At 51.4% G+C, this 13,732-nt stretch carries 8 protein-coding genes; 3 read left to right on the top strand and 5 right to left on the bottom strand.

What is annotated here, in order from left to right:
- Window positions 1-37: 37 nt before the first annotated feature.
- From H144_RS0130080 to H144_RS0130060, 5 genes are all read right to left on the bottom strand, one after another.
- Window positions 38-628 (bottom strand): DUF6624 domain-containing protein, encoded by a 591-nt coding sequence (locus H144_RS0130080; protein WP_157505252.1) that lies wholly within the window; start codon window positions 626-628, stop codon window positions 38-40.
- Window positions 629-701: 73 nt separating this feature from the next.
- Entirely contained in the window at window positions 702-1,160 is a 459-nt protein-coding gene (gene lysM, locus H144_RS0130075; protein WP_019945851.1) for a peptidoglycan-binding protein LysM, read from the bottom strand.
- 30 nt (window positions 1,161-1,190) lie between these two features.
- The gene (locus tag H144_RS33650) at window positions 1,191-4,523 is read right to left on the bottom strand and encodes an SdrD B-like domain-containing protein (RefSeq protein ID WP_084600060.1); all 3,333 of its coding nucleotides are present in this window, start codon (window positions 4,521-4,523) and stop codon (window positions 1,191-1,193) included.
- A 161-nt stretch (window positions 4,524-4,684) separates the two neighbouring features.
- Window positions 4,685-8,086: a T9SS type A sorting domain-containing protein gene (locus H144_RS33645; protein ID WP_084600059.1), complete on the bottom strand. Its 3,402-nt coding sequence runs from the start codon at window positions 8,084-8,086 to the stop codon at window positions 4,685-4,687.
- A 46-nt stretch (window positions 8,087-8,132) separates the two neighbouring features.
- Entirely contained in the window at window positions 8,133-8,798 is a 666-nt protein-coding gene (locus H144_RS0130060) for a response regulator transcription factor (protein WP_019945848.1), read from the bottom strand.
- Between the two features lie 214 nt (window positions 8,799-9,012).
- Between H144_RS0130060 and H144_RS0130055 the strand changes: the two genes are divergently transcribed.
- From H144_RS0130055 to H144_RS0130045, 3 genes are all read left to right on the top strand, one after another.
- Window positions 9,013-9,657: a LuxR C-terminal-related transcriptional regulator gene (locus H144_RS0130055; RefSeq protein WP_019945847.1), complete on the top strand. Its 645-nt coding sequence runs from the start codon at window positions 9,013-9,015 to the stop codon at window positions 9,655-9,657.
- Window positions 9,632-11,557, top strand: a complete 1,926-nt coding sequence (locus tag H144_RS0130050; protein ID WP_019945846.1) for a sensor histidine kinase — start codon at window positions 9,632-9,634, stop codon at window positions 11,555-11,557. The genes H144_RS0130055 and H144_RS0130050 overlap by 26 nt, the downstream gene beginning before the upstream one ends.
- A 493-nt stretch (window positions 11,558-12,050) precedes the next feature.
- Window positions 12,051-13,730, top strand: a complete 1,680-nt coding sequence (locus tag H144_RS0130045; protein ID WP_084600058.1) for a histidine kinase — start codon at window positions 12,051-12,053, stop codon at window positions 13,728-13,730.
- Window positions 13,731-13,732: the final 2 nt, after the last annotated feature.

Here is a 13,732-nt window from a genome sequence, read left to right as displayed (position 1 = left end):
CGATTCGCCGGTTGATGATAAAAACTGATTGGCCCGGCTAAACCCAGCCCACCTTTTTTCGCCATGCGTTAAATATGGGATCCGTGTGCAAATCCTGCATTGCTTTGCCATTGGCACATTCGCCGGCTGTATGAATCCTACTTTCAGGGATAGGCGGCAGCTTCAAACCTGCCCGGAGCGAATTGAGCGAATCAGTATCTTCTACCGGATACAGACGGTTGCCGTCGCTTTGGGTACCATAGCGCTGAGGACGGCCGGAAAAATAGCATATCCTGTCGTGCAGGTAAGCCAGGCTCACCGGGTTGATGTCGGACTCGACGAGCTGCATTAATGCATAGCACCCCCGCATGAAAGCAGGTTCTCCGATAGCATGCTGGACGATAAACCAGGCCGCATCGCTGGCTTGCTCCCCGACTTTTGAGCGGGTCGGCCAACCGATTTCCGCGATGATTTCGCGCAGCTGGCGGGTATTTTGGCTATGAAGATCCTCCATTGCCTGATTACCACCGGCCGGCGGCTTCTGCGCGGTTTGGGATTTTTCGCGGAAGTCCGTCTCGCGAACGGCCATTTGAATCAGCTGGTGGGCCAGCTGCTCGCGTCTCATACTGCTGGCTAAATAGATGTCCATGGAGATCCGGATTTCCGATTGATCAAACCATTGGAAGTACTTTTGCAGTGCTTCCAATGGTTCTTTCAGATACTTACAAAGCAGGAATACGTAAAACCTGACCAGGATAAATCAGGTCCGGATCGGAAAGCATAGGCTTGTTGGCTTCAAATATCACAGGATACTTGTGCATATCGCCGTAAACTTTCAGCGCGATCCTGGAAAGGGTGTCGCCGGCTTCAACCGTATGATATGTTGCCGCCGGAGCGGGAGTGGCCACATGCAGCCGGCTATCGACCAGGCCTACCCCCTCCACATTACCAACCGCCAGCGCGATTTTCTCGGCATCCTCCTGCTTGGCGACTTCGCCTTCCAAAATGACGGTATCGCCGGACAATTTTACTGCCAGGTTGTTGTAGGCCAGTCCCAGCGACTTCACGTGCGCGAGCAGCGCGCTTGCCCGAAGCGGTTCCGCCTCGCGTTCCGGTATGGCAGCATCCTGTTTGTTGAATACTTTTTGTCCTACTCCTTTGATAAATGATAAAAGACCCATGTTTGATTGTTGATTATGTGAGAGTTCTGATTATTTTGAAACTAAAACCTTGAAAGCCTTCACGTTACCATCTACACCTTTGATTGCAACGGTGTACAGGCCCGCGGGCAGGTGTCCGACATCGATGCCCCGCATAGCGGCGCGACCTGATTTGAGAACCCGCTCCCCTTTCGAGTTGAACAGGGAAATTTCCTTTACTCCTTCCTGGTCAATTCCCCTTACATAAATCACATCCGATACCGGGTTCGGGTAAACCGTCACACGTTGGGCGGTTCCATAAAATACATGCTGGATACGGCTGAATGCGAATGTCAGGTCCGAGTCGACCATGCGCAGGCGGTAGAAGTTATCGCCGCTTAACGGAGCGCTGTCGGTAAAATCATACGCGCGGACCGTATTGCTCTCTCCTTGTGAGCGCACGGTACCTACTTTCGTCCAGGCTTTCCCGTTGGCGCTCCGTTCGATCTCGAAACGATCGCTGTTGGTCTCGGTAGCGGTCGACCAGGTCAGCAGGGCGCCGTGATCCAATGCCCTGGCCTCGAAACTGATGAGCGTTACAGGCAGCGAGTAAAAAATACCGGCATCGATCTTCATATTGAATTCGTTGTCTGCCAAGCTGATTACCGGTGTTTTTCCGCTCGTTCCGTCCGCATCACTGTTATTCGCATCGTTTACATTGCCAACAACGGAAGAAAACAGGTAGGCCGATGGAAGGCCGCTGAAACCTACCACATACGAGCCGGCAGTCAGGTTCGGAAAGCTATAAAAGCCGCTGGCATCAGTGGTGGTCGTACCCAAAACGGTTGTTCCGTCAGGTCCATACAACGTGGCGGTAATGCCGCCCACCCCTTTTTCACCTGCATCCTGGATACCATTCTGATTGGTATCCTTCCACACATAATCCCCCAACCCGGATTTAGCCAGTGGCTGGCTGCAATTGATACTGTTCAGGTTTATGGTCAATACCTTTGTAATACAGTCGCCGAGTGTGATGGTGCATTGATAGGTGCCATTGTTGGCAGCCGTGTAAGTACCAAAGACGATATCCTTTGATGTCGCGATGACCGGGCCGCCGTTGAATGTCCACGAATAGCTCGCATTGGTAATGTCCTCCGCGCTCAATGTGTAGGGCTGGTCGAGGCATGGCTGGGCTGAGTTGGTCACATACACTGCTACCAGCGGTTTGACAGACACCTGGGTGACCGAGGTCTTGCCGCATTGGTCGGTAATGCGGACATCGTAATCCGTATCTGCCGCCAAACCTTCCGCCGTGTAGTTGTTAGGCACTGCGCTGCCGATAACCGTGTAGGTACTTTCGGTTACCTTCTTCATTTCCAGCAGGAAAGGCCCGAAGCCGGAGAATTCAAAAATAGCAATGCCGGTTGCCGTGCTGGCCGTACAGTTGATACCCAGCTTCTTTACGACAACAGGAAGTGAGCCCTCCGGCTGAATGGTCAGGTCCTTGGTCGCTTCCATGTTAGGCTTGCCGCAAGAGGACATATCCACAATGGCCTTCAAGGTGTAGGTACCGGGCGCCAGGTTTGTAAAGCTTCCCGACGCATTGGAAGAGATCACTGTGGTGCCTTGCAAAAGCTGGAAACTTACCTGCTGGTTGCCGTTATAGCTTAAATCAGCACTAATCGTACCTGCCCCGCCGCAAAGCTGGGTAGTGGTACCGTCGAGCGCAAATACGAGTCCGGTCGAGCTGGATGGAATTGTGAAAGGTGCCTCGCTGGGGGGACACGACGTATCGACCGGGGTGAAAATTACCTTGTAACTACCTGCCGGGATACTACTGAAATAAATGGCCCCGTTGAATACTCCGTAGTCAGATGCGTTGGCTACAAATGCATTGGTAGCCGCGTTGACCAGCTTGATATTTGAGAAATCCTGATTGGGGATATATCCGTTCACTTCCACGCTGACACTCATCGCCCCAGCCGCATTGACGCAGTTCATATAAGTGCCAAACCACGTTACTTGCGGTGCATCACCGGGTGTTGGCGTGTATATTGTTTTCGTCGTCGTGCGCCCGCAGGCGTCGGTAACTACATATGTATAGTGGTGTGCGGGCGCAACTGTTACCAGGCTCCCGGAGGTGGAGTAGGTAAATGAGGTACTGGTGCCCGCAACGGCATTATTGCCGGCGTCAAATCCCTGCACGGTAACATTATACGGCCAGCTGCCGCCCTGGATGTCCAACGCCAGGTTGACGTCATCGGTCGCAGAACACCCTACATGCACAAAACCGTAAGAGACCACCGCCGGCTTCTTGACAGGAATGCATTCGACATGCTGTTCCCCGCAAACCGATGTAGTCCTCACCAGTAGCACATCGACAGTGGCCGGAAAAGTGATGGTTTGCAAGTTGCTGGCGCTGTTGACGGAGATGGTCTGGTCGGCGGGCGTTGCAGGTATTGTGCAAGGCGCCCCGGTAGCGAGGTACCATAGCTCAACCTGGTATCCGGCGCCGGTCGGGTCGATCTGTGTGCCATCCGATACTCTTACCAGTTTGTTGGTGTAATACTGTGTCTCTGTGCATTGAAAACCGTAATCTCCCAATTTCAGCTTTGCCGCCGGGTAAAGCGGCTGCACATCCACGGATTGCGTCACAAAATTGTTGCATGCATCTTTCACACGCACCTGGTACACACCAAAAGACGGCGCGGTAAATGTATTGGAGCTGCTGTAAGTGAAGTTGGCATCCGGCTCGGCAGCATTGTTCGATAACAGGAATGCATACGTAAGCGGTGCTTTGCCGCCCGTGGCCGTGGCCGTGATGATCGCCCCCGCGTTGGTGGTGGCGCCCACGCGGCCTCCCGGATCTCCCCCACCCCCACCACTGCTGCCGCCGCCGCCGCCGCTGGTTGCACACACATTGGTAACCGCGGGCGTCAGGTTCAAAGGCGTATATTCATCGGCGACAGTAGCAGTTACATCGGCCGTAACCATACCGCAGGTAATCCGGACCGTATAGCTGCCGGCTGGCAGACCGCTGAAATTGTTGGAGCTTTGGGCGGTGGTCTGGTAGCCGCCCGCGGCCGGCCCGGAAATAATCTGGTAGGTTGCCGAGGGTTCCGTTTCAGCACTCGAATGGACCAGTATCTGGCCCGAAGACGGGCAACTGGCAGCGGTTACCACAGGTGCGCTGGTCGTGATGGCCGAAGGGCATTGACCGTAGCTTGCAGTGCAGAGAAAAACAAGGTAAAACGCCAGGCTGCGTACGGACTTGGCGCGTCGTGGAAAGAAGTGTTTCAGGTTCGAAAATCCAAAAAGGCTATTGAATTGCCGGCTACTACAATCGGGCCGGGGGGAACTTAGTCCTTTCGTTACGCAGAAAGGGAGAGGAAAAAAATGAGCCATACGATTCACATAAGGTTACTAAATAACAAACTTCCTATTGCTTATGGGTGCTCGGGCACTGCTGGTGCCCTCTTCAATGTATGTATGAGTATGATACAGGGCTACCTGCCGTGTGTGGGGAAGGAAGCAGCGCCGGGAAAGGTCTCCGGCGCCGCCTTCCATTAATTTTTAATCATCGTCCGGGAGGCCTGGCTGCCGTCGGCGTAGATCAGCGTCACCACATAACTTCCTGCCCGCAAGCCCGACAAATCGATTTCCGAAGGATTGGCACCGGCTTTGGAATACACCATCACGCCGCTGTTGCTGTAAATCACGACCTTTCGGATGTTGGCCGCATTCACGTCGTCGATCCGGAGCATGCGCCCCACAGGATTCGGGTAGAGATTTAGTTTAACATGGCCAATCGATATCGAACGGATTTGGCTATACGCGAATGTCTCGTCCAAGTCCACCATCTTCAAACGGTAATAGACGGTCCCATAAGATGCCTGGTGATCGGTGAACGCGTAGGTGGTCCGCTTGTTGGACGACTCTGCCGCCGCCACTTTGCCGATCGCTTCCCAATGGCGTGCATCGACGCTGCGCTCGATGTCGAAATGGGAGCTGTTTGTCTCGCTGGTTGTTGCCCAGCTTACCAGCACGGAAGATTCGGTCCGGGCTATTTCAAAACTCACCAGGGTGACCGGCATCGGGTCTTGCCATTTAAGCTTGTACACGGCTGGCGTCGGGTCCGCGGTCCCGCTGGCATCAACATAGGCATATTCAAATTGTGTAGTAGTATCACCCAGCGTCGCAGTAGTCAATTTGATCTGCAATTTCGACGGATCGAAACCGGTAATAGTAAGCCCGGATGTAACCAGCACGTTGTCATAATACAGCTCCGAATTGGTTGGCACGGCGGTAATGGTGACGGCTTTGCCCGTGAGTACGCCGCCCGCAGGCATGTCCTCCGGGTCCGAGCCGGACAGCACCGGAGGGTTCGAACCGCCGTTCAGCGTGATCAGCTGGCCAACGTATGGCTGGAAGATTTGAGTGGACTTCGGGTCGGTCTCGGGCAATTGCTGGATGCCGAAGTTGGCATTGTTCACATTGGAAGTGCCCACCGCAATGGTAAGTACGCCATCCGTTGCACCGTCACTGCCTGCATTATCGCAGCAGTCTTCACCGGCTGCCGCCCAGCCATTGCTCCCTGTTCCCGCGAATACCGATGTGGCATTGCCTGCCGGGTTGGTACCCAATACAGCCGTGTAAGTCGTGTTCGGTGTTACATCAGCGAAACTATATGTCCCGTCGGCATTGACCGGAACAGTGCCTACCAGCGTGGAGCCATTGTACAAGCTCACATAGAGCTGCGTGGCCGATGCCTGACCGACGCCTGTGCCATTTACATTACCGTCGGTCAGACCGTTAGCGTCATGAAAGACGTTCCCGCAAATCGCGGCGAGGACGGTTGCTACCGTAGAGCTGTTGGTACAGTTGGTGGTTCCCGTAAAGCGTACCGAAGCGGTGTAGGTTCCAGGTGCCACATTCATGAAAGCGGGCGATGCTTGCCAGTTGGTACCATCGATGCTGTATTCATAGGCGCCGATCGGGGCTGTGATGGTGATGGAGCCCAGGCCGCCGGCGCAGTCGCTGTTTTGCAGCACCACCGTCGGTGTCGGGGGTGATAGTGAAAAACTGATATCGTCGATGGCCAGGTCGTTGCCATTTCCCCCAAACCCGTTATTGCTGATCACCAGATCGATATCCGACGAAGTACCGGTAAAATCGAAGCCGAATTTCTGCCATTTTCCCGGCGCGGCATTATTTGCCAGCTCTCCGGTACTGTAAGTGCCTAAAACTGCCTGCGTATTGTGATCAAAAACGGTGAACGAGACATTCGGGTTGACTTGTGCCGCTGCTGTCAGGTTCACGATCCAGGCAGAAAAACTGTAATTGGCGCCCGCTATCACCCCAGTGAAACGACGGCGGAAAAACTCACCTTTGTCAAAGCCTGCATTGACCGCGTACATATACCCTAAATCTCCGTCGCCGGGCGTGTGGTCCACAATTCCGGCCGCATCCGACCAGGAGTTAAAGTCAGGATTTGCCCGGTTTACGATTTTGTAGTAACCATCTTCGCCGGGAGCATTACCGGTCAGGTAGTGATACGAGGTCTGCCCTGCAACCGGAAGCCCAAAAGAGCCGGTTGTCGTGGCCGTGCCGACGGCAGTACCGACACCAAACGTTTCCAGATAAGCGTTACCGCAATCATTGGTCATATTAAATGGGTTAAGCTCCCCGTTTTGATAGACAACATGGACTACTTCACCGGCTGCTACATCGACGGTCGCCGTGCCTGTCACCTGGTTGGAAGTGGAGTTCGCAGTCGGATCATAAATAAGGATTTTTTGCAAATCCCATCCTGCAATTGCGGATTCAGAAATGATATATGTACCTGGCACGACGGGGATCAACTGAGAATTGCCAGTTGTAGTCCGTACCCTCTCATCATCGATGTAGATGGGGTTTGTCCCGTCAGAAGCGCGCGTAAAAATGTTGTAGAATGGATATGGACCGCTCGACGGGGCCCAGCTGCCCGTAACACCCCATCCGCCACTGGCCATCGTAGACCACAGCAAGTTAGATGGCCCGCCTGTGATTTTGAATGCGTCGAACGACCCTGTTTCCTTACCCCACGTGGTGCCGGACAAAAATTTATGAACATAAGCGCCTGTCGGCGAATTTACGACATCGGTTGCCACAGTATACACCTCACCGTTTTGGGTCACAGCGATGTCTTTATATGCGGCATAGTCCGACACAGGGCTGCCTAAACTATTGATAGCCGGTACGGCCGCGGGGGTGATCTCGCGGATCGTCCTTACCGATCCGACATTGCCGCCAACATACACGTTTCCGTTGGTCGGGTTAACATCTATCCTGTATTGAGCAGAGCCTGAGATATTTGCGTAGATATTCCATGCTGTGCCCGAGCCGCTCCATTTATATATGGCTGAATTGTCTCTTACAATATAGACCGCCGGGCCATTCACAAAACCGGAAGTCGGCGTGCCTGTCCACCCGCTACCGATATCATTCCAGCCACCACTATTTGAAAACTGGGCTGTCAGCGATATCTGGACCTCGGGGCTCACGCCATCGTAGCTGTAAACGGTACCCGCACTATCAATAAAATAGCAGCTTCCGCCGGGGCCGCCGTCTACTCTGGCGACGCCTGTAATGCTGGTATGTATCCAGGTCGTACTGTTTGCATCACGGTAGTACAATGAGCCCGAGCTGGTCGCAGCCCAAAGTCGGCCGTTTTCAGATGCTCCGATATCCTGGGATACGCTGTTTTGCGTTGGGTCGTCATTTAACGTGAATGCAGGAACGGGTGTGCCACCCCCGCTTACCGTGATATTGACATCCGGGCTACCGGTTTCATTCAAAGCTTTCGAATGCACGTAAATATATCCTGTCTGGGCCCAAGTGGAGCCCGCCATCGATCCGATCATCAGCACGGCCAAAGCGATTCTTAGAATACCCTGCCTGGGCAAGGTACATTGTCTGGTATTCATCATTACATAGATTAGTTATTGTATTTTGTCGGTTAATGCGGATGCATTTTTACTGATCACTAAGGAGGAGGTTGCTCTTACTGTCAAGGTGTTTTTGCAGCGACTCTTTCAAGGCTGCTATTCCGCTGATATTTAGTTTTCTGAATATCCGCGTTTTTGTACTTTGGATTGTCGCGTTCTTTTTTCCCATTTTATTCGCGATAGTGGAAATGCTGTCACCCATCACGAGCAGATTAGCCACATCGTACTCGGTTGGGGAAAGCCAGGTGCGGTCCTTTCTGCGGCCGCCGGCTCCTGCGCCATAGTTGGGAAGAATAAGCCCCAGCGCATCATGGCAGATATAGATACGCCCTTCCTTCACCTTGGACACGCATTTGAAAAGCTCCTGCATATCTGAAAACTTGGTCAGATATCCCTTCGCACCTGCCTTGAAGCTCCGGACGATCTTAATATGATCGGGGTTCTCGTCAAAAATGATTATTTGAGAAGAATGGCTTATTTTTTTAATTTCAGCGATCGAATGGCATACCGAGTTAAACAATTCAAGGGTATTTCCAACTATAAATACATCGGGAACTGCGCCTGAATGATTTCTTAGATATTGGGAAAGATTGTCGGACTCAATCAATTGATCCGACTCGAAATACTGACCTGCAAAATGCCTGATTCCAACCCTTACAACCGGATGCTTATCGATAATCGCAATGGATTTCATTTTGTTATTTAAATAGAAGTGGGTTATAATAAGTTGTGACCTTTTTTCTGTTGATGTTCAGGTATTTGACAATGCAAATATCCGTCACGTTCGAAACAGAAAAAATCACTCTAAATGAGCATTTTTCTCATCCATTGAGGTAGACATCTACTACGTTTACAGTAGAAGTGAGGCGGAAGATTTCACTTATCTTTGCCAAACTTTATTTCTTTGTATGTATAGCAGAAGTGACATCGCAGCCGCCCATATTATGCTGGTGGATGACCATGTGCTGGTCGCTGAGGGCTTTCGTGAATTGTTGAAAAAAATGCTGCCCGCCGGTGCTGTTGTCGATATTTTCTCGTCTGTCGAAACGGCGGCGGCGGCGCTGAAAACAACGAGCTATCATATTCTGATAACAGACCTGATCATGCCCGGCCAGAATGTGATGAGTTTCATTACCGCGTGCCGCAAACATTACGGCGAGCTGTTGATACTTGTCGTAACGAGCTCTATGGATTCCAATGGCATCAAGGCCTGCTTCGCGGCCGGCGCCAACGGTTATCTTAGCAAGGCGGTCAGCCCGGGCGAAATCAGGCTGGCGCTGGACTATACGATGGCCGGAAAGAAGTTTGTAAGCGCCGACCTGGCGGGGAAATTGGCCGACAATATCTTTTCCGCCGAAAACACCGTGCTCACCGCCAAGGAGCGGGAAGTGCTCGCATTGATCGGAGCAGGCAAAAGGACCAAGGAAATTGCCGAAATGCTCTTTGTGAGCCCCATTACCATCATGACCCACAAGCGGAACATCATGCGGAAGCTTGACCTTCATTCAGTGACTGAACTAGTGAGATATGTATTCAATAACAACCTGTTTTAAGCTGGTTTTTCTCCTGCTTTTCACCGCTTCCGTCAACTGTTTCGCCCAGGCTTCCTGGCCGGCAGATTCAGCATGGGAAGCAATCCGGATGAAGCACAAGGCACGGCAAATGCACGATACGGTGTACCTTGCACGTGCGCAGGCACTCACCGAGTTGTCTTTCAAAAACCCGCTCCTGAAAGAAAGGTTGGCCAATTATAAATCCATCGCATGGAGTAGTCCGGCCTACCAGGCATCCAGGGTCAAATACTACGCGTTTCTGGCCAATCATGCTTCTGCCGTACATCAGGACGGGTACGCGATCTACTATCTTCAGAAAATGGAGGAGGAATTGAAAAAGAGCAAACCATACATCAATTCGCTCAACGAGCCCCGGCAGCTGCTGTCCATTTACGGAGACAATGGTAACTACAATCATGAAAAGCGTATTGCCATTATCGATAGTGTAACACCGTTTTTGAAAGCGCTTCCCGCTGCCCTGGCAAAAGGACCTGTGAACATGAATACATGCATCAACGCATTCACGATTTTAAAACACGGCGTCAGCTTGTATGCATCACGTCATAACAAGGCCAGAACCAATGAATTAGCAGGTGCGGCAAGGGCATTGTGGTTTCAATTGAAACGAAAGCCGGTCGACAACAAAGGGAAGTTGGTACAATGCCAGTTGTCGCTGTACCTGATCGAAGCCACCACCGCAAAACTGATGGGCGAGGTTCAAAAGCAGGCCGATTATCTGAATGCGGCCTATGGCATCATCGTTTCCAACGACGCAGCGATCGCCCCTTTGTTCAAGCACCCTTTCTCCGGCACCATGCTCAGCAGGGTCATCGATTACCACATTGAAAAGAAACAGATCGATAGCGCCGCATACTTCCTTGGGCTGTATCAGGCAGGGGTTAGTAAACCGAACCAGGTAAAAAACCTGGACGGCGCTAAAATATTACGGTATACCGCGAAAGTAAATGCCGCAAAAGGCAACTATCAATCCGCGTATGAAAATCTGATGAAAGGATATACGATCAACGACTCGGTGATTGCGATACGGGCGGCCGATATCCATAATAATATGTACGCGCACCTGGTTTCGGAGCAAAGAAACGAGACATTGCTTGCTCAGCAGATCAAAATAGCCCGCCGGAACAACCTCATTTTCGGTATTGTAGTGATGCTGATCATTTCCGTGGCCGTCTTCCTGTGGTTGTTGGAAATCAACCGTCAAAAGGCAGAGATGCAGACCAGACAACTCAATGAATCGACTCAGATACAGATTGCGCAGCTTGAATCCCAGGCCCATGAAATCCAGAAAAGGTTCGGCATGGAACTCCACGACGATGTGGCGGGCAAACTGGTGCACCTGGTCAATTACATTGAATCGGAAGAAATGCTGGAAGAAAATGAGCAGGTGAGGGACAAAATGTCGAGGATTTCAAAAATGGCCCGCGAAGCATATTCGGCCACCCGCTCCAAAAGCCATGAGTGGTATTTCCAGGGGTCTGCTTTGGACAAGACCTTATTTTCCGAGCGCGTAAGGCAGATCGTCGCCCTGGCCCTTCCAGACAGCGGTTATGAAAAGCAGATCGAAGTTGACGACGACTGTCTGGAAAAAATCAACGTCCAAACACGCATTCAAATGCTGAAAATCATTCAGGAAGCGGTTGCCAATATACTGAAACACGCCAGGGCCCGTAACTTCAAACTATTTATTTACGAGGACGAGGGTGCCGTCATCATGCAGCTCGCCGACAACGGTCATGGCTTTGATCCAGCGGCTACCGGTAGCCGGAAAGGTTTGGGGCTGGCTTCTATCCGCGAACGCGCCAGAGAACTTGGCGGATCGGTCGAAATTTCTTCCTCGGAAAAAGGCACGGAGCTGTTTCTCCAGATACCATCTTCGTAGGTAAAATTCTACCAAAAAATCGCGTCTGCGAGGCCTCCGCGTCTTTTCTGACAGGCTGCGTTTACATATATCCGGTAGAAGGCAGTCAACTGATTCTACAACATCGCGCCTCGCGCCTACTCTATTTGCAGTATAAAAATCCTATGTGCGCCGTATTTTTTATTTGGTGCAGCGCCGATACTTTTACAGCAGTTCCAGAAAGCCGCCGCAGTATCCAATTGTTCCTCCCACGGCGGAAGGGGACGCATAACGCAATCATTGTACAATTCAGACAAGTTGGCAACTTTAATGACACTTCTAATCAATAACGTTGAGTAATTAATCATGACCCCGGCCTTGCCGGGTTAATGATTTGGGGTGAGAATACATTTGTGGAGGCGAATTCCGATCAGTCTATCAATGGTATTGGTAGACTGATTTTTTACCAAAAACGGGCGCTGTTCATTTGTCACACTTACTTTAACTCACGGCTCAGTCACGAATCATCCCGATCATGTTTCTTCGGATTTTACTACTCTTATCGGTTGTCGGAGGGAGCGGAAGAGTTGCCGCGGCCGGGATCGTACTGCCCAAAATGCCCCGCGGGGTGGCTTATGTATACGGCCAGCCGCTGAATCAGGTGAGCATTTCAAACACACTTTTGCTGTTATCGAAGGGAAAATATAGCACCCATGCCGACACGCGCCTCTTCTCTCCCGGGACGTCCGTTTGCATTTACATTCCTTATCAGGTACTTCTGTCCGATTCTGCACGCAACTTTCTGATCACCGGTTATCAGGATCGCATTCAACTTTTTCGAAGGGAACACAATGCCTGGCGGAAGATCCGCTCGGCTGGAAAATATGTGGTAGCAGATGGTGGCCATGAACCGCAAAGGGCGTTTGTAAGGCTTTTCGACCAATTTCCCGACGATTCGACTACCGCGTTTATAGCCGTCTGCCACAAGCAGAACAATTATTGTTTTTCTGAGTTGCGAGCGGATCTTGTGTCAGCACCTCAACTGGTCGCGTGGCTATCTGCATTCAAAGCCTCGGCGGAGACGTATCCCAAAATCTCGCTTCCTTTTTTTGGAATATCGGTTACCACGATCGTGCTGCTTTTAATGAAGTACGCGCTATCGCGGGACCCAGCCTATGCGTTTCATGCCGGCGGACATACGCTATTCCTGCTTTTTTTTATCCTGCTTTACTATCAGTATCCGGTCAACATCGACGACTGGCCATTAAAAAACCCGCTGATCGGCATTTATCTGGACAAGTTCTTTCTCTTTTTAAGTATGTCCTGCCTGCTATTGTCGATCCAATTTTTCTATCGGTCGGGCAAATTTGCCGCTTTCAGCAAAAAAGTAATCGGCAAGCTCGCGGTATCGTCGGGCGTCGTGGCCGTTCTTTCCCCGATTGCGATACACTTTACTCCACGCTATTACCTGGTCAACAACACCTGTATGGTGGCCGCTACGATCATCATAGGCCTGCTGGCATTGCACCTGGTCCGTATCCGAAGCGAAATTACCGGCGCTTTCCGGATCATTGTGCTGGGCCTGGTATGCCTGATCTGCTTTGTTTTTGCCGGATTCGTGCTGGTACTTGCTACATATAACCAGCAACAGACGGGGTATGAAGTCCAGCAAGCGTTTCCTATGCTTTTGGGCGTGGGTGTCAGCAATCTTTTTATCATCGCGGCATTTACCAAGCGCGAGCATCAGATTTACCAGGAAAGAGTCGATTTAAAAGCAAAGGCATACGAAGCAGAAATGTCGGTCGTGCAGAAAAGCCTTAATCCGCACTTCATCTTCAACTGCCTGAACCTGATCGACTCCTTCCTGTATGTAAATAATTGCAAATCAGCCCGAAAGGTGCTGTTCGATTTCAGCGATCTGCTCCGGTTGGTGATAGAAAAGTCGCCCCAGGGCATGATCCAGCTCATCCTTGCCTCATCCGACAACCTTTTGACTATAAAGATTGATGACAATGGCGTCGGCATCGGATCAACTTCCGGACCTGGCCACACACAAGCCGCCGGACGAAGTCATTTTGGCCTGTCACTCACCAGGAAACGGCTGGAAATTATGTCGGATGTATATCAGGTCAATGCCAGGATCGACATTACCGACAAAGGACACATATGTAAAGGGACCGTGGTAGAGCTTGTCCTGCCTGTTATAACGATCTGAAA

Source organism: Dyadobacter beijingensis DSM 21582, assembly GCF_000382205.1.
Classification (GTDB): domain Bacteria; phylum Bacteroidota; class Bacteroidia; order Cytophagales; family Spirosomataceae; genus Dyadobacter; species Dyadobacter beijingensis.
The sequence above is the reverse complement of the archived record's forward strand: the minus strand, read 5'-3'. Positions and strand labels throughout refer to the sequence as shown.